This window comes from Shewanella indica, assembly GCF_033842865.1.
Lineage (GTDB): Bacteria > Pseudomonadota > Gammaproteobacteria > Enterobacterales > Shewanellaceae > Shewanella > Shewanella indica.
Map to the genome: position 1 here is coordinate 3,315,091 of NZ_JAWXXR010000001.1, position 15,794 is coordinate 3,330,884.

16 protein-coding genes are annotated in these 15,794 nt (G+C 52.3%); 8 read left to right on the forward strand and 8 right to left on the reverse strand.

What is annotated here, in order from left to right; all coding sequences use genetic code 11:
• Window positions 1-245: 245 nt before the first annotated feature.
• From SIL79_RS14790 to SIL79_RS14800, 3 genes are all read left to right on the forward strand, one after another.
• Window positions 246-629, forward strand: coding sequence for a VOC family protein (locus SIL79_RS14790; RefSeq protein WP_039033422.1), 384 nt, complete (start codon window positions 246-248; stop codon window positions 627-629).
• A 227-nt stretch (window positions 630-856) separates the two neighbouring features.
• Window positions 857-1,546, forward strand: a complete 690-nt coding sequence (locus SIL79_RS14795; RefSeq protein ID WP_319619424.1) for a helix-turn-helix transcriptional regulator — start codon at window positions 857-859, stop codon at window positions 1,544-1,546.
• A gap of 48 nt (window positions 1,547-1,594) precedes the next feature.
• Window positions 1,595-1,924, forward strand: a complete 330-nt coding sequence (locus SIL79_RS14800) for a hypothetical protein (protein ID WP_319619425.1) — start codon at window positions 1,595-1,597, stop codon at window positions 1,922-1,924.
• An 80-nt stretch (window positions 1,925-2,004) separates the two neighbouring features.
• On the opposite strand, the gene SIL79_RS14805 is transcribed toward SIL79_RS14800, so the two are convergent.
• The 3 genes from SIL79_RS14805 to SIL79_RS14815 all read right to left on the reverse strand — a co-directional run bounded on the left by SIL79_RS14805 (window position 2,005) and on the right by SIL79_RS14815 (window position 4,926).
• Window positions 2,005-2,328 (reverse strand): hypothetical protein, encoded by a 324-nt coding sequence (locus SIL79_RS14805; protein WP_144360806.1) that lies wholly within the window; start codon window positions 2,326-2,328, stop codon window positions 2,005-2,007.
• 107 nt (window positions 2,329-2,435) lie between these two features.
• Window positions 2,436-4,673: a TonB-dependent receptor gene (locus tag SIL79_RS14810; RefSeq protein WP_144360807.1), complete on the reverse strand. Its 2,238-nt coding sequence runs from the start codon at window positions 4,671-4,673 to the stop codon at window positions 2,436-2,438.
• A gap of 25 nt (window positions 4,674-4,698) precedes the next feature.
• Window positions 4,699-4,926 carry a hypothetical protein gene (locus SIL79_RS14815; protein ID WP_039033419.1) on the reverse strand — a complete coding sequence of 76 codons (228 nt, stop codon included), beginning with the start codon at window positions 4,924-4,926 and terminating at the stop codon, window positions 4,699-4,701.
• Between the two features lie 278 nt (window positions 4,927-5,204).
• Between SIL79_RS14815 and SIL79_RS14820 the strand changes: the two genes are divergently transcribed.
• Window positions 5,205-5,708 carry a YaiI/YqxD family protein gene (locus tag SIL79_RS14820; protein ID WP_226684014.1) on the forward strand — a complete coding sequence of 168 codons (504 nt, stop codon included), beginning with the start codon at window positions 5,205-5,207 and terminating at the stop codon, window positions 5,706-5,708.
• A gap of 221 nt (window positions 5,709-5,929) precedes the next feature.
• On the opposite strand, the gene SIL79_RS14825 is transcribed toward SIL79_RS14820, so the two are convergent.
• Window positions 5,930-6,823 (reverse strand): LysR substrate-binding domain-containing protein, encoded by an 894-nt coding sequence (locus SIL79_RS14825; protein ID WP_144360809.1) that lies wholly within the window; start codon window positions 6,821-6,823, stop codon window positions 5,930-5,932.
• A gap of 132 nt (window positions 6,824-6,955) precedes the next feature.
• Here SIL79_RS14825 and SIL79_RS14830 point away from each other — a divergent pair, with 132 nt between their 5' ends.
• From SIL79_RS14830 to SIL79_RS14840, 3 genes are all read left to right on the forward strand, one after another.
• On the forward strand, window positions 6,956-8,080 hold the full coding sequence (locus tag SIL79_RS14830; protein ID WP_028781420.1) for an S-(hydroxymethyl)glutathione dehydrogenase/class III alcohol dehydrogenase: 1,125 nt from the start codon (window positions 6,956-6,958) through the stop codon (window positions 8,078-8,080).
• Between the two features lie 10 nt (window positions 8,081-8,090).
• Window positions 8,091-8,927 (forward strand): S-formylglutathione hydrolase, encoded by an 837-nt coding sequence (fghA, locus tag SIL79_RS14835; protein ID WP_162206222.1) that lies wholly within the window; start codon window positions 8,091-8,093, stop codon window positions 8,925-8,927.
• A gap of 178 nt (window positions 8,928-9,105) precedes the next feature.
• Window positions 9,106-9,567 carry a hypothetical protein gene (locus SIL79_RS14840; RefSeq protein WP_319619427.1) on the forward strand — a complete coding sequence of 154 codons (462 nt, stop codon included), beginning with the start codon at window positions 9,106-9,108 and terminating at the stop codon, window positions 9,565-9,567.
• 19 nt (window positions 9,568-9,586) lie between these two features.
• On the opposite strand, the gene SIL79_RS14845 is transcribed toward SIL79_RS14840, so the two are convergent.
• The 4 genes from SIL79_RS14845 to ppsR all read right to left on the reverse strand — a co-directional run bounded on the left by SIL79_RS14845 (window position 9,587) and on the right by ppsR (window position 13,235).
• On the reverse strand, window positions 9,587-10,252 hold the full coding sequence (locus SIL79_RS14845; RefSeq protein ID WP_144360812.1) for a response regulator transcription factor: 666 nt from the start codon (window positions 10,250-10,252) through the stop codon (window positions 9,587-9,589).
• A 237-nt stretch (window positions 10,253-10,489) separates the two neighbouring features.
• Window positions 10,490-10,921: an acyl-CoA thioesterase gene (locus SIL79_RS14850; protein WP_025011189.1), complete on the reverse strand. Its 432-nt coding sequence runs from the start codon at window positions 10,919-10,921 to the stop codon at window positions 10,490-10,492.
• A 195-nt stretch (window positions 10,922-11,116) separates the two neighbouring features.
• Complete coding sequence (locus tag SIL79_RS14855) at window positions 11,117-12,181, reverse strand: 3-deoxy-7-phosphoheptulonate synthase (protein WP_039033413.1); 1,065 nt, start codon at window positions 12,179-12,181, stop codon at window positions 11,117-11,119.
• Window positions 12,182-12,422: 241 nt separating this feature from the next.
• The gene (ppsR, locus tag SIL79_RS14860) at window positions 12,423-13,235 is read right to left on the reverse strand and encodes a posphoenolpyruvate synthetase regulatory kinase/phosphorylase PpsR (protein ID WP_039033412.1); all 813 of its coding nucleotides are present in this window, start codon (window positions 13,233-13,235) and stop codon (window positions 12,423-12,425) included.
• A gap of 124 nt (window positions 13,236-13,359) precedes the next feature.
• On the opposite strand from ppsR, the gene ppsA reads away from it, so the two are divergent.
• Entirely contained in the window at window positions 13,360-15,729 is a 2,370-nt protein-coding gene (gene ppsA / locus SIL79_RS14865) for a phosphoenolpyruvate synthase (protein WP_144360813.1), read from the forward strand.
• Window positions 15,730-15,794 lie beyond the last annotated feature (65 nt).

Genomic DNA, 15,794 nt, shown 5'->3' on the forward strand with positions numbered 1-15,794 from the left:
TCATCAGTCATCAAAGTATGACTTAAGCTCAGAAATATGATGAATGCACTGACAAGCGCCATATTGTGGGGAAGACAACCTCAGTCGACAGCTACATAAAAGTTTAATCGTATCTTCAGATCAACTACTGACAACAGGTTGTCAGCAGCATAGGTGCATACTTGCTGTTGCCCCGATAGCCAAGTGTGTAAGGGCGCTGGAGGATGAGCCTCCTGTGATAATTGAATCAAGATGGAGAAGAGAAAATGTCAACAGAAATTCCTTTGGTTTGGAGTGAGATCCCGGTTGCCGATATGGCCCGTGCCAAGCATTTTTATCAAGAGGTTTTGGGGCTGCATTGCAACGAAGATCCTATGCCTGATTGCGAGTATGTCAGTGTCAGCAGTACCAGTAGCGATAGTGCGTGTTTAGGTTTGATCAAACACCCACAGATGGCACCTTCATTGACGGCCTCAGTGGTTTATCTCAATCTGGGTGACAGTTTGGGTACCACAATAGGCAAACTGGAAGCGCAAGGGGTGCAGATCCTGTTGCCGCCCATGGCTATCAAGGAAGGTGAATGTGGTTATTGCGCTCAAATAGCCGACTCTGAAGGCAACCGACTTGGCTTGTGGGCCATGCAGCTGTAAGCTCAGCGCAATTATCCTTATCGGGACCGACGCATTGTCGGTCTTTGTATGGCGTCACCCCACTTTGCATCGAAGTTTACTCATTCTGCGAGGATGAAAAGATGGCGAGGCAAATAGGGCAATGGAAGTTTTGTCTGGCTACATCGACATAGGCCAGTGTCGGATGCGCAGCTTTTCAATTCGCACTTCGGTGGTAAATCAAACATTTATAAGGAATGATATAAGTCATGCGCCGTGCTGATCGTTTGTTTCAGATAGTGCAGATACTGCGTCATCGCCGCTTGACCACGGCGGCCGTATTGGCTGAGCGCTTGGAAGTGTCGGTCAGAACCATCTATCGGGATATTCAGGATCTCTGTCTCAGCGGGATCCCCATCGAAGGGGAGGCGGGACTGGGCTATCTGCTGCGTCAGGAGGTGAGTGTACCACCCTTGATGTTCAACGAGGCTGAACTGGAAGCGATCCAACTGGGGATCCGTATGGTGCAGACCTGGGTCGGTAATGAACTTGGCAAGGCAGCCAAACAGGCGCTTATCAAGGTAGAAGCTGTGGTGCCGGAGCGTTTACGTGCGTTGCAGAGTTTGATGTTTTCACCGGATTTCTACCTTGATCAACAAGATTTTGTCTACCTGGATCCGTTACGTATTGCCGCCAGGCTACGCCATTTTGTGCTGCTCGACTATCAGGATGTCAAAGGCAGTGCCAGTCAGCGCAAGATAAGGCCGCTGGCGATCTACTTTTGGCGCGGCACCTGGACTTTGCTGGCCTGGTGCGAACTGAGAGAAGATTTTCGCTCCTTTCGGGTGGACCGTATTGTTAATCTGTCACAGCTGGCGGAGCGTTTTCCTATCACCCCGGGGCAAGAGATGGAAGATTTTGTTCGCCTTATGGAAGCCGACTATCAAAACCAGGTGTAAAGCCAAGATTAACCCTTATAAATGACGCGGCATCTAATAGTTCTTGATATGTCGGCATTATCTTTTTTGCTCCCAGAATGCTGGATTCCTATGCTTAAAGCCTGCTGGCGCAATAATCCATTCCCGGGAGTTTACCGAGTCATTGCCCTGAGTTCGTTTATCACCCCAGGGTATTTATCTTTCCGCCCTGGTAAGCCATTTAAAGCCAATGATATAGAAAGTAAGCAGGACTTCAGTGAGACGGTGGCGAGTTATCATGAGATGCAAAAAGCCCATGAGGCTTTCGGTGATGAGTTAATTGAAGTGCCCAAATGGTCGGTTGCGAAGAGAGCCGGTTTCATTTTGCTCAAGGTGAGCGAGGCACTGCAAACGCCTTAAGCCGTCGCTCACATTTTCTTCGTTACTTTCTGTTTCTCAGCCATTCAACCAGAGGTTACGGTTTAATCCCCGGGCTGAACCTACCAAACGCTCAGTTTGAATATTGCCAAAATCACAGCAGAGGTCAGCAGTCCAAGACCGCCCAAAACACAAACCACTTTTTCCGGGTAGCGTGAACCCAGTTCGGGAAAGAGGATGGCGCCCAGGCTGAAGCTTGGGATCATCTCGTACAGTAACCCCATTCTCTGGTTGCTTGCCGGTGCAAATGGCGGCAGGTAGAAGTAACAGAGCAGATAAATAGCCAAAGTGACAATCGCGAGCCATTCATAGCCCAGAAAGGGCTCATCGGCCTTGAGCAGACGGCGCAGCAGGATAATCATAATCGCCGCGATTAAAAGTAGCATGACACTTCCCTGTAAATAAATTGGCCGCCAAAAACTAAGGGATCAGAGCTGAGCTGACAAGCGCAAAAGAGAAAAAGCGCCGCAGGGGCGACGCTTTTTGAGGCTATTTACCAGCTCAGGTGGTAATTGATGGCAAAAGTGCGGCCACGGCCGTGATAGTCAAACATCTTCTCCGGGCCGTAAGTCGGGCTGTAGAAGTAAGCGGCTCGCTGGCCCCAAAGGGTGCTGTAGTCCTTATCAAGCAGGTTTTCGATGCCATAGCTCAGGTTGCCGACCGCCAGTTCGATGGAGCCGAGCAGATCCAAAGTGGTATAGCTGCCTAACTCACTTCTCTGGCCATCATTTGCCTTGAAGCGATAGTCAGAGTCGGCGCTGAAGCTGTGCTCGGCCTGCAATCTTAACTGCTGGCTGTCACCGTGCCAGGCGATAAAGGCCGTGGCTTTGGAAGGTGAAGCATAGGTGACTGTCTCATCAATCCAGTCGGAGCCATTTTTGATTTCACTGCGAACCAGATGCAGGTTGCTGCCCACCTGCCAGGCGCTGCTGATATCGAAGTTCAGCTGGGCTTCCAGGCCATAGGTGCGTTTATCCTTGTCCTTGACTTCTATGGTCAGATCGCTGCGATTGACCTCAATCACCTTATCCGAGATGGCGTAATACAGACTGGCCTGGGCCTGCCAACGGTCGGCCAGATAGCGCCAGCCCAGTTCAAAGGAGTCTGTTTTGATGCCATCGAGGCGGGAATCATTGATATTGATGCTGTTGGTCAGTTGCAGATAACCATCGGCATCGGCCTGATAGCTGCCGCGACCATAGTATTTGGACAGATCCGGCAGCTCAAAGCCTTGCGAGTAGGCGAGCCACAGTTGTTGATCCCGGCTCAGTTTAGCCACCAAGCCCAGGTTAACCAGGCCGACATGGTAGTCTGTGCTGCCGCCCTTGATAATATCGGCGCCCGGCGCCTTACCCTGGGCAATCGCCACCTGTTGGTTATAGCCGATAAAGTCATCGACACTGTTGTCCATCTGCTGATAACGATAACCTGCGTTGAGCACCAGATAGTCGTTGATATCCCAGCTGCCCTGCAGGAAGGCTGCGATGGACTCGACACTGAAGTCGACATACCGGCCTGTGGTGAACAGCTCCTTCATGGTCAAACCGCCACTCTGGTTGGCGGCGTCGAGATCAAAACTCATCTGATCCGAGTCGAAGCTCTCCTTGTCCCAGTCGATGCCCCAGGTGAGTTTGAGGCTGTCGCTGGGTCTGGATTCCAACACAGCTTTCAGGCCATAAATGCCGGTGTTTTGTGATGAGGCCGAGAAGTTGTAAACCCCGAGGGTTTCACTGACATAAGGGAAGGGGTGAAAGTCGAGATCTTCCTTGCGGTAAAAGCCTTGCAGGTACAAGGTTTGGCCGAGAAAGTCAGCCTGGGTATAGCTGAGGTTCAGTAAGGTACGATCGGTTTTGGGACTGCGATCGGCATTCAATCCCTTGCGGCTTTCAAGCTGGGAAGCATCTGAGGTGACGCCGCTGAAGTTTTCCCCCATATAGAGGCCGTGGTCGCCATCGGACTCATTGTTGTAAAACTGCACCAGGGCACTGAGGGTGGCATTGTTTGGCAGGCTCCAATCCAGGTTGGCCATCAGATCATAACCTTGGGTGTACTGCATGCCGGTTTGGGTGATATCCGGCATCACCTGATCGCCGCTGCCGTCGAACCACTGGCCATTTTCCTGCCAGGCGGCACTGAAACGTCCCTTGAGGGTATCGCTGCCACCGGCCACGGCAAAGGCAGTGCGGTAATCCAAGTCATCACTGCCGTTAAAACCCGATTTGAAACCTGCCTCGGCTTCAAAGGTATCCAGGCTGTCGGCGGCTTTTTTGGTCACTATATTGATAGCGCCGCCCAAAGCACCGCCGCCATAGAGGGCCGAGGCGCCGGCCAAGACTTCAATGCGGGCGATGTTAAAGGGATCTATGCTGTCCAGCTGGCGGCTGATCCCCCTGGAGGTGTTCATGGATACGCCGTCTATCAGCACCACCATGGCACGGCCGCGCATGTTCTGACCAAAGTTGGTCCGGCCCTGGCTGGATACGTCCATGGAGGGAACCAGGGCGGCCAGCATCTCTTTCACGCCTTTGCCGCTGTTTATCTGCTCACGGATGCTGTTTTCATCAATTAACCAAACTGTGCCGGAGAGCTCACTTATCTGGGTCGGGGTACGGTTGGCACTGACTACCATACGCTCCATCTGGGCTTCTTCGGCCAAGGCGGCTCCCATCAGCAGCAATTGACTGCAGACAGCAGCGGCAACAAGGCTCATCCGAGCCGTGGATTTGGGCATAACATTCTCCTATAAAAATCAGGGGTTAAATGAGGCACCAGACAGGGATCCAGCAGGCGAACACCAGGCTGAGTGTCTTCTTGCCGGGTTGGTATCCCAAGGCTAAAGACAGCACCAAGGCTGGTGCCAACAGCAGGATCAACAGCCGGGCATCCAGCCCAAAACTGGCCAATACCAGCATGATTGCCAGCAAGACCAATCCCTCACACCAAAGCAGTTGGTTACAGCGCAACAACAGCGGGGACGTTTCCATATTATTTTGCCTCCAGAATGAGGCTATATTTTAATTGCAAATAAAAATGGTTCGCAATTGAATTTACAGTGCGGGCGGGAATGGGGGTTACTTGTGAATGAGTCTCACGTTAACGCAATTCATCTTACATATATCGCTTTCACTCGCGTTCTTGAAAGATCAAACTTTTAGCCGGAATAGTATAAAATGACCCACCTAATTTCGGTGCAAGGCTAAGTCAGATATCAATATGGGGGTCTGTCTTGATGAAATGCCTTGCTGTCATAGAAGGAGTGTCAGTGCAGCAGAATAATCCTTATCAGGCCTCTTGTCCGGCGCAAATCTGGGTTGATGCCGATGCCTGCCCGGTTGTGGTCCGCGAGATGTTGGTGCGGGCGGCAGCGCGTACCGGCATCAATATCACTTTTGTCGCCAATCAGGCGCTCAGGATCACAGGTGCTGCCAGTGTCAAAACCTTACAGGTGCCCAAGGGGTTTGATGTGGCCGATAACGAAATCGTGCGCCTGTGTCAGGCCGGTGATTTGGTGATCAGTAATGATATTCCGCTGGCGGCCGAAGTGATAGACAAGGGAGCCAAGGCGCTCAATAGCCGTGGTGAGCTGCTGAATCGCGACAATGTGCGTGCCCGTCTTAATATGCGGGATTTTCTCGATACCCTGCGTGCCAGCGGTATAGATACCGGCGGCAGTCCCAAGTTGAGCCAGGCAGATAGACAGGCCTTTGCTAATGAGCTGGATAAATATCTGCTGCACTGGCAGCGCGCTAAGACGCGTCAGGGCTAAGCCTGCCAAGTAATAGTTCGCTCAGAGAATCAAAAGCCTGGAAACTTGAAAGCTCAGCGATTCGAAAGTTCAGCGATTCGAAAACATAGTGGCACGCAAGTTTCGCGGCTATGCAGGATTCAGAGCCTACGCAGAATTCGTTTCCTATTTAAGATCTGGCTGCAGCTCAAGACCTGTCACCCATTCAAGACTTAACGCTCCATTCAAGACTGGGCATCCACTCAAGACTCGGCCAGATCCGGCGCCTCCGGCAGCGCCTGCTGCAAAAAGTCCAAGAGCAGGCTGACCTTGGGCGACAGATGGCGGTTCTGTGGGTATAAGGCCCAAATCCCCTCCGGCGCCGCCTGGTAAGCCTCAAGCACTGATACCAGGGCACCGCTGGCGAGATCCTCGCCAACATAATAATCGGGCAGTTGCACCAGCCCGAGCCCTTTGCGGGCGGCATCCAATAACCCAGGGCCAGAATTACACACCAAGCGGCCACTCAAACGCCATTGACGTTCCTGGCCCAGCTCGATAAAACGCCAGTAAGGGTGGTTACCCAGCAAACATTGATGCCGGTGCAGCTCGCCCAGAGTGTGGGGCACGCCGTGGTTGGCCAGATACTCCGGGCTGGCACAGACATAATTGCGGCGACTGCCAAGACGCCGCGCCATCAAGCTGGAATCCGCCAGCTTACCCAGTCGAATCGCCAAATCATAACCGCCATCAATCAGATCCAGTGTCTTGTTGTTGAGATCCAGTTGCAGATCCAGCTTGGGGTGCAGGCAGAGAAAGTCATTCAGCAGCGGCAGAATAAACTGCTCGCCGTAAGTGACCGGCGCCGTCACCCGCAGCAAGCCCTGCGGGGTTTGTTTCAAACTGCCAAGGGCGCGTTCGGCTTCTTCTATACCATCTTGCAGCAAGCGGCAGTGGCGATAATAAAGCTGACCCTCTTCACTGAGCGACACCTTGCGGGTAGTGCGATAGAAGAGTTTGCTCGCCAGGCGTTTCTCCAGCGCGGCGATTTGGCGGCTTATCTGCGCCACAGACAAGTTGAGTCGCTCGGCGGCGCGGGTAAAGCTCTGGCTCTCGGCCACGGCGATAAATTCGCTGATCCCTTCCCAGTGGTTCATTATTACTTCTCAGTAAAAGTGATTTGTATATTTGGCTGATTATCTTTTATTTTGGAATAAATACAATGTTGGCATCCGGTTTATGAGCCAAGAGGTTCGATACCGAATCAATCACAACAGAAGGAAGCGACAATGACAGACAAATTTATCAAGTCCCGCGCCGCCGTAGCCTGGGCTGCAGGTGAGCCGTTGAAGATGGAAGAGGTGGATGTGATGTTGCCCAAGGCCGGTGAGGTGTTGGTGCGCATTGTTGCCAGTGGTGTGTGCCATACCGATGCTTTTACTTTGAGCGGCGACGACCCAGAAGGCGTGTTTCCGGCCATTCTCGGCCATGAGGGCGGCGGTATAGTGGAGATGGTCGGCGAAGGCGTCACCAGTGTGGCGGTGGGCGATCATGTTATTCCTCTTTACACGCCTGAATGCGGTGAGTGTAAGTTCTGCCGCTCCGGCAAGACCAATCTGTGTCAGAAGATCCGTGAGACCCAGGGCAAGGGCCTGATGCCGGATGGTACCACCCGTTTCTTCAAAGACGGCAAGCCGATTTTCCACTACATGGGCTGCTCGACTTTCTCTGAATATACGGTATTGCCTGAGATCTCCCTGGCCAAAGTCAACAAGTCGGCGCCGCTGGAAGAGATCTGCCTTCTGGGCTGCGGTGTCACTACCGGCATGGGCGCTGTAATGAACACTGCCAAGGTGGAAGAGGGCGCCACCGTGGCCATCTTCGGGCTCGGCGGCATAGGGTTGTCGGCGGTGATTGGCGCTGTGATGGCCAAGGCCGGTCGCATCATAGGCATAGATGTCAATGAATCCAAGTTTGAACTGGCGAAGAAGCTGGGGGCAACCGAGTGCATCAACCCCAAGGACTATGACAAGCCTATTCAGCAGGTGATTGTAGATTTGACCGATGGCGGCGTCGATTACTCGTTTGAGTGCATCGGTAATGTGGATGTGATGCGTTCGGCGCTCGAGTGTTGCCACAAGGGTTGGGGCGAGTCAGTGATCATTGGGGTTGCCGGTGCCGGGCAAGAGATCTCCACCAGACCTTTCCAACTGGTGACCGGCCGGGTATGGAAAGGTTCGGCTTTCGGTGGTGTCAAAGGACGCTCACAGTTGCCAGGCATAGTGGAAGATTATCTGGCCGGTAAATTCAAGCTGGATGACTTTATCACCCACACCATGGGGCTTGAAGATATCAATGAAGCCTTTGAGCTGATGCATGAAGGCAAGAGTATACGCAGCGTGATCCACTTCTGAGGACCTTCTGATGGAAAATATCAGTAATAACAGGTCGTTTGGAGGCTGGCACAAGCAGTACCGTCATCACTCCAGCAGTCTGAACTGCGAGATGCGTTTCGCCATCTATCTGCCGGAGCAGGCTAATAGCCAAAAGGTACCTGTGCTGTATTGGCTCTCCGGGCTGACCTGTACGGATGAAAACTTTATGCAAAAGGCCGGGGCCCAGCGCCTCGCTTCTCAGCTGGGGCTGGCGATAGTTTGCCCGGATACCAGTCCGCGCGGAGAAGGTGTGGCCGATGCCGAAGATGCTGCTTACGATCTGGGGTTGGGGGCCGGTTTTTATGTCAATGCGACCCAGGCTCCCTGGAGCAATCACTATCGTATGTATGACTATGTGGTAGATGAGTTGCCGGCCTTGATAGAGCAGCACTTTCCGGTATCGGATAAGCGCGCTATTGCCGGTCACTCAATGGGCGGCCACGGCGCGTTGATGATAGCCCTTAAAAATCCGGGCCGTTATCTCAGCGCCAGCGCCTTTGCCCCCATCAGTCATCCTAGCCAGTGCCCCTGGGGCCAGAAGGCGTTTGCCGCTTATCTTGGCAGTGACAGGGAGGCTTGGAAGGCCTATGACACGGTAGAGCTGATAAAAAGTGGTGCCAAAGGGCTGCCGATGCGGGTCGATCAGGGCGAGAGTGATCTGTTCCTGGCCGAGCAGTTACTGCCGCAGGCCTTGCAGGCCGCAGCCACTGACGCCGGAATTGCGCTGAGTTTTCACAGCCACCCCGGCTATGATCACAGCTACTATTTTATCGCTTCATTTATCGACGAGCAGCTTAAGTTTCATGCCGGCCACTTGGGCTTGTAAACGCTGAGCCTCTAAAACGCTCAGGCACTTAAATATAGCGCCGCCGAGGGGTTGCCCCGGCGGCGCTTTTTTATGGGTTATAGCGGCCATTGCCCGGTATCCGCTTGTTGAGTACTTTCTGGTTTACCCCACTTTTGTTTGAGGGGATTAACGAGCGCAGGGGTTAATGGGAGGGAGCATGAAAATAGGCAGATGGCAGACACCCTTCGAGCTGGGGGATCTCTATATCACTGGGCTCTTCTGGGGCGGTGATTTCATATTGCAGCTTCCCGGCGGCAAACGTTATCAAATCAAAAATACGCCCCATCCCGGGGGCGATCTCAGCCTGGAGCTGTTTCATTTACCGAGTGAAGGGCGCTATCGGCTGCATTATCATTCGGTCACTGCGTTTCGTATGTTGGATGAACATGGGTTGCTGGAGCTTTGGCAGGCGCTGAGCGAGCTTGGGGACGAACAGGGTTACAACAGCCGCCTGATTAAAGATCACGCCTGGTCGCGGGAGAGCCCAATCAGTTTCTTCCATGGGCACAGTGACGGTTGGTCACATCTTATCTGCACCGGCGATGAGTGTGTTGAGGTGTTGTGCCCGAGCGCGCCGGAAATCATCTATCTTGGCAAATGTGCTGCCAAGGAGGACTGAAAATCTTTGGGAAACGAGATCAGTTTATTTCGACCTTTTCCATTCCCAGTTGCTGCAGCGCTATCACGGCCTGGGTGCGATTGCGAACCCCTAGCTTTCGGAAGATAGCGGTGGCGTGGGCCTTGATGGTCGCCTCGGATACGCCCAGGTCGTAGGCTATCTGCTTGTTGAGCAGGCCTTCGGCAAACATCTGCAACACCTTGTATTGCTGTGGCGTCAGTTCTGAGAGCTTGCCGGCGACCTTATCGGTATCATTTTCATCATCAATTTCAACCAACTCTATGTCTTGAGGCAGCCAGATATCGCCGAACATTACCGCGGTGATTGCGTCGATAAAGGTTTCCATTGAGGCTGACTTGGGAATAAAGCCGGCGCCGCCGTAGTGCAGGGCACGGCTGATAGTGGCGGCATCTTCATGGGCTGAAATCACTATTACTGGCAGTTCGGGAAAGTGAGCACGTAGATGGATAAGGGTGGAGTAGCCATGGGAACCCGGCATCTGCAGATCCAGCAGCACCAGATCATAGTCCTGGTGAGTTTGCTCAAGCAGCTTTTGCAGGCCATCGGCACTGTCGGCCTCAAACCAGCGAGTGTTGGAAAAGCCGCTGTTAAGCGCCTGGCGCAGGGCATTGCGAAATAATGGGTGATCATCGGCGATGATAATATTTAAGTTTTCTGGCTTCATGGCTTGTTATGGTTATGGCTCTGCACGCTGAAGAAGGGTCAATGTAACAGAAAAGTGACAAATAATCCTATTGCTTTATCAGGCTTTAAGTGACTTTTTGTTACCGTCGCTTTTAGACTTTAGTCGAGAACGACAGTCAATAAAAGCCTTTTCAGCGGCAAACAGGGTTGCCGGATAAAACTTACATAGCCTTTAGCCAGAAACAGGCTCGGATTATGCGAAATAAGCGAACAGGGCCTAGTTGGCTAGATCATCGCTCCAGATCTGGGTCGGCTTTCTGTCTTCATCGACGGCCACGAAGGTGAAGACACCGCGGATAGCGTGCTCGCGCTTATCCTGATACATATCTTCTACAAAAATGTTCACTTCGACTTTCATCGAGGTGTTGCCCACATGGATCACTCGGGCGATCAATTCTGCCAAGCTGCCGGCGGGGATAGGCTTTTTGAAATCGATTCTGTCAGAGCTGACGGTGACCAGTGTCTTGCGACAAAAGCGGGTGGCGGCAATAAAAGCGGTTTCATCCATCCAGGCGAGGGCTTCACCGCCAAACAGTGTGTTGTGATGATTGGTAATGGACGGGAAAACCGCCTTGATCACCCGAGCCTCGGCTTGTTCAATTCGGCGTGCTACGGCCACTTCATATTGGCTCTGTGTCGTTTCTGGCATACGGCAACCTCTGGTTATGCTGGAAAATCAGGGGCGGTATTATAGTTCGACCAAAGGCGGATTGACAGCCTGGGCCAGAAAGCCCTGCATGAAAAATATTGGATGTTCGAAAGTATCCGGGCATGAAAAAGCCCCGGCATCTCCAGCGTGGAGATGGCGGGGCGATTCCATTTCAGTGGCCTGTATCTGGGGGGCTTACTTGCCCAGCAGGCGACGTCTTTCCTTGGCGGCAGCGGCCAGATCTCTGAGCAGTTTTTCCGAGTCTTCCCAATGGAGACAGGCATCCGTGATGCTCTTGCCGTAAGTGAGGGGCTCACCTGCAATAACTTTCTGATTGCCTTCGACAATAAAGCTCTCGGCCATAATACCGGCAATAGCAGTAGAGCCACTGCGCAGCTGTGCCATGATATCTTCGGCGACTTCCAACTGCTTCTTGTGCTGCTTCTGGCTATTGCCATGGCTGAAGTCGACCACTATGCCGGAATGGATCCCAACCGAATCCATCTGCTCTCTGGCTTTGGCTACATCTTGCTCGCTGTAGTTGGGGGTTTTACCGCCGCGCAGAATGATATGCCCATAGGGATTACCATGGGTGCGATAGACCGCCAGTGAGCCGTCTTTGTCCGGAGAGTAGAAGATATGTGGTTCTCTGGCGGCGCGCACTGCATCGACGGCAATATTGATGTTGCCGTCGGTACCATTCTTGAAGCCTACAGGGCAGGAGAGCGCCGAGGCCATTTCACGGTGAATTTGGCTTTCTGTGGTGCGGGCTCCGATGGCGCCCCAGGTGATGAGATCGGCAATATACTGACCGTTCACCATATCCAAAAACTCGGTGGCGATCGGCAGTTTCAGCTCGGTGATCTGCTGCAGCAACTTGCGGGCCAGGCGTAGACCTTTATTGGGGCTGAAGCTGCCGTCCAAGTCAGGATCGGAAATCAGGCCCTTCCAGCCGACTATGGTGCGTGGTTTTTCAAAATAGACCCGCATTAGAATGCACAGATCGTCCTTGAGTTCATGGTGCAGTTTGGCCAGGCGGCCGGCATACTCAAGTGCTGCTTCTGTGTCATGGATGGAGCAAGGGCCTATGATGACCAACAAACGCGGATCGTCACCCTGAATAATGGCTTCGACTTCGCGGCGCTGTTCAATCAGGTAATCTGCGGCTTCCTGAGTCAATGGATACTCAGATGCGAGTTGGGCAGGTGAGATCACTTTACATAAGAGAGAGGTGCGTAATTCGTCTGTTTTAATGGTCATTCATGATACCGGGGGAAATTTCTTGAGCGCTTTGCGCTTATCTTGTGTCGGATTATAACCAATCGAGCCGAGCTGCAAAGTGGCAATTGTCCGATAATTGCCCAAGTGGGCCTTGAAAAAGTGTCAAGACCCACTTGAATCATTCAGAGTTCGCACCGTGGTAACAAGTAGTTAGCCAGAAAATGCCAATATGTAACTCAGTTTCAACTCGAGCAGTATTTGTCGGCTGCTAGGGCGTTTTTTAGAACATATGGCGCTCAAGACCGGTGGCGTCGAGGATCTTGGTGGCAATTTCCTCGACCGATTGGTTGGTGGTGTCTATATAAGGGATGCGTTCTTTCTTAAACATCATCTCCACCTCTTTCACTTCGAGGCGGCATTGGCGCAAGGAGGAATAGCGGCTGTTTTCCATCCGGCTCTGACGTATCTCATGCAGGCGTACAGGTTCAATGGTCAGGCCAAACAGTTTGGATTTGTTGCGTTTTAGCACTTCAGGCAGCTTGAGGTTGTCCATGTCGTCTTGAATAAAGGGGTAGTTGGCGGCCTTGATGCCGAACTGCATCGACAGATAGAGGCTGGATGGCGTCTTGCCGCAGCGGGAAACCCCCAGCAGGATAATGTCGGCCTTGTCCATATGCTTCATGGTCTGGCCATCGTCGTTATCCATGGCAAAGTTGATGGCGTCGATACGCGCATCATAACCCGCTTTGGCCATTCCATGGGTTCGATGCAGTGAAGGGCTGGCGGTGACCCCTAATTGTTGCTCCAAGGGGGCGACGAAAGTGTTGAGGAAGTCGTAGTCCAGGCCCTCACTGGAATAAATGATGTCGCGAATTTCCGGTTTGACGATGGAATGAAACACCAGAGGCCGTTCCCCTGTTGTAATAAAACTATCATTAATCTGTTTTTTAACGGCTTCTGCTTTAACGGTATTTTCCACAAAAGGAATGGTAAGTGAATCAAATTCCAATGGAAATTGAGAAAGCACTGCGTGACCAAACACTTCGGCCGTGATTGCTGTTCCATCAGAAATGTAGAATACTTTACGTGCCATGCCGACCTCATGTAGTAATAAAATTACAAATAAAATTATAGATTTACGCTTGTTGCCTCGGAGTGTAAAATGCCGCTGCCCTCGTGTGAAGGGGCCACTGAAATAAACTTGCGGAGATAGAACTGTGCAGCAATACGTACTCTGGTATCAGGAATTAGGCATGGGTGACGTCAACAAGGTCGGCGGTAAAAACGCTTCCCTTGGTGAAATGATCAGTAATCTGGCCAATGCCGGTGTTCAAGTACCTGGCGGCTTTGCGACCACATCCCACGCGTTCAATGAGTTTCTTGAGCAAAGTGGAGTAAACCAGAAGATATATGACATTCTTGACACATTGGATGTAGATGATGTCAACGCACTGGCTAAAGTTGGTGCACAGATCAGACAGTGGGTTATTGAAACCCCATTTCAGCCAGAACTCGAACAAGCGATTCGAGAAGCTTACGAAAAATTAGCCTCTGAAACCCAAGACGCTTCATTCGCCGTGCGTTCCTCTGCCACCGCAGAAGATATGCCCGACGCTTCATTTGCCGGTCAGCAAGAAACCTTCCTCAACGTGAAGGGCTTTGAAGCTGTATTGGTTGCCATCAAGCATGTGTTTGCCTCTCTGTTCAACGATCGCGCTATCTCCTATCGTGTGCATCAGGGTTACGACCATCGCGGTGTGGCACTGTCTGCCGGTGTTCAGCGCATGGTACGTTCCGATAAAGCGGCTTCCGGTGTGATGTTCACCATGGATACCGAGTCCGGCAACAAGGACGTGGTATTTATCACTTCTTCCTTCGGTTTGGGCGAAATGGTAGTGCAAGGTGCGGTTAACCCGGACGAGTTCTATGTACACAAGCCAACCCTGACTGCCGGTCACAAGGCCGTTGTTCGTCGTAATATCGGCAGCAAGCTGATCCAGATGGTGTACTCAGATGATGCATCTCACGGCAAGCAGGTGAAAATTGAAGATGTCGCCAAAGAACAGCGCATGACTTTCTCCATCAATGATGAAGAAGTGATGGAACTGGCCAAGCAGGCGATGATTATTGAAAAGCATTATGGCCGTCCGATGGATATCGAATGGGCCAAAGACGGTAACGACGGTCGTCTCTACATAGTTCAGGCTCGCCCCGAAACCGTGCGTTCCCGTGAAGATGTGCAACTGATTGAGCGTTATCACCTCAAGAGCCGCGGCGAAGTGATCTGTGAAGGTCGTGCTATTGGTCACAAGGTGGGCTCAGGTGTTGCCAAGGTGCTCAAATCTATCGACGAAATGGACAAGATCCAGCCAGGCGATGTACTGGTTACCGATATGACTGACCCGGATTGGGAACCTATCATGAAGCGCGCGAGCGCCATTGTCACCAACCGTGGTGGCCGTACCTGTCATGCTGCCATTATTGCCCGTGAACTGGGCGTGCCTGCGGTAGTGGGTTGTGGCGACGTGACCGACAAAATTGAAAACGGTCAGGAAGTAACAGTATCCTGCGCCGAAGGTGATACAGGTTATATCTATCAAGGCAAGCTGGAGTTTGATGTGATTTCCAGCCGCGTTGATTCCATGCCTGATCTGCCGATGAAGATAATGATGAACGTGGGTAACCCTGACCGCGCCTTCGACTTTGCCCGTCTGCCTAATGAAGGTGTGGGTCTGGCTCGTCTCGAGTTCATCATCAACCGCATGATAGGCATTCACCCCAAGGCTCTGCTGGAATTCGATCAGCAAACCGACGAGCTGAAAGCCGAGATCACTGAGATGATCGCCGGTTATGAATCTCCGGTTGAATATTATGTTGCCCGTCTGGTGGAAGGTATCTCTTCTATTGCTGCAGCATTCCACCCCAAGAAGGCTATCGTGCGTATGTCTGACTTCAAGTCAAACGAATACGCCAACCTGATCGGCGGTGACAAATATGAGCCAGAGGAAGAGAACCCAATGCTGGGCTTCCGAGGCGCCAGCCGCTACATCTCCGAGTCGTTCCGCGATTGTTTTGCCCTCGAGTGTGAAGCCATCAAGCGGGTTCGTAACGACATGGGGCTGAAGAACGTTGAGATCATGATCCCGTTCGTTCGTACTCTGGAAGAAGGCCGTCAGGTTATTGAATTGCTGAAAGAGCAAGGTCTGGAGCGTGGTAAAGATGGTCTGCGCGTCATCATGATGTGCGAACTGCCATCCAACGCCCTGCTAGCGGATCAGTTCCTGGAGATGTTTGATGGTTTCTCCATCGGCTCCAACGACCTGACTCAGCTGACTCTGGGCCTGGACCGCGACTCCGGCATCATCAGTCACCTGTTCGATGAGCGTAACGAAGCCGTTAAGGCGCTGCTGGCGATGGCTATCAAGTCTGCCAAGGCCAAGGGTGCCTATGTGGGTATCTGTGGTCAGGGTCCTTCGGATCATGCTGACTTCGCCGCCTGGTTGGTGGAGCAGGGCATAGACACTGTGTCTCTGAACCCAGACACAGTGATTGACACCTGGCTGTACCTGGCTGAAGCCCACGGCTAAGTCAGAAACAGTTCTTATGAAGGAAGCCGCTTTTTAGCGGCTTTTTTTTGTTTATAATGGCCCGA

Bases quoted from the DNA above. Each gene is read 5' to 3' on its own strand.
- SIL79_RS14800 (WP_319619425.1), top strand. From the start codon at position 1,595: ATGTCGGCATTATCTTTTTTGCTCCCAGAATGCTGGATTCCTATGCTT.
- fghA (WP_162206222.1), top strand. From the start codon at position 8,091: ATGGAAAATATCAGTAATAACAGGTCGTTTGGAGGCTGGCACAAGCAG.
- SIL79_RS14805 (WP_144360806.1), bottom strand. From the start codon at position 2,328: ATGCTACTTTTAATCGCGGCGATTATGATTATCCTGCTGCGCCGTCTG.
- SIL79_RS14845 (WP_144360812.1), bottom strand. From the start codon at position 10,252: ATGAAGCCAGAAAACTTAAATATTATCATCGCCGATGATCACCCATTA.
- ppsR (WP_039033412.1), bottom strand. From the start codon at position 13,235: ATGGCACGTAAAGTATTCTACATTTCTGATGGAACAGCAATCACGGCC.
- SIL79_RS14810 (WP_144360807.1), bottom strand. From the start codon at position 4,673: ATGCCCAAATCCACGGCTCGGATGAGCCTTGTTGCCGCTGCTGTCTGC.
- SIL79_RS14850 (WP_025011189.1), bottom strand. From the start codon at position 10,921: ATGCCAGAAACGACACAGAGCCAATATGAAGTGGCCGTAGCACGCCGA.
- SIL79_RS14840 (WP_319619427.1), top strand. From the start codon at position 9,106: ATGAAAATAGGCAGATGGCAGACACCCTTCGAGCTGGGGGATCTCTAT.
- SIL79_RS14790 (WP_039033422.1), top strand. From the start codon at position 246: ATGTCAACAGAAATTCCTTTGGTTTGGAGTGAGATCCCGGTTGCCGAT.
- SIL79_RS14830 (WP_028781420.1), top strand. From the start codon at position 6,956: ATGACAGACAAATTTATCAAGTCCCGCGCCGCCGTAGCCTGGGCTGCA.
- SIL79_RS14825 (WP_144360809.1), bottom strand. From the start codon at position 6,823: ATGAACCACTGGGAAGGGATCAGCGAATTTATCGCCGTGGCCGAGAGC.
- SIL79_RS14815 (WP_039033419.1), bottom strand. From the start codon at position 4,926: ATGGAAACGTCCCCGCTGTTGTTGCGCTGTAACCAACTGCTTTGGTGT.
- SIL79_RS14855 (WP_039033413.1), bottom strand. From the start codon at position 12,181: ATGACCATTAAAACAGACGAATTACGCACCTCTCTCTTATGTAAAGTG.
- SIL79_RS14795 (WP_319619424.1), top strand. From the start codon at position 857: ATGCGCCGTGCTGATCGTTTGTTTCAGATAGTGCAGATACTGCGTCAT.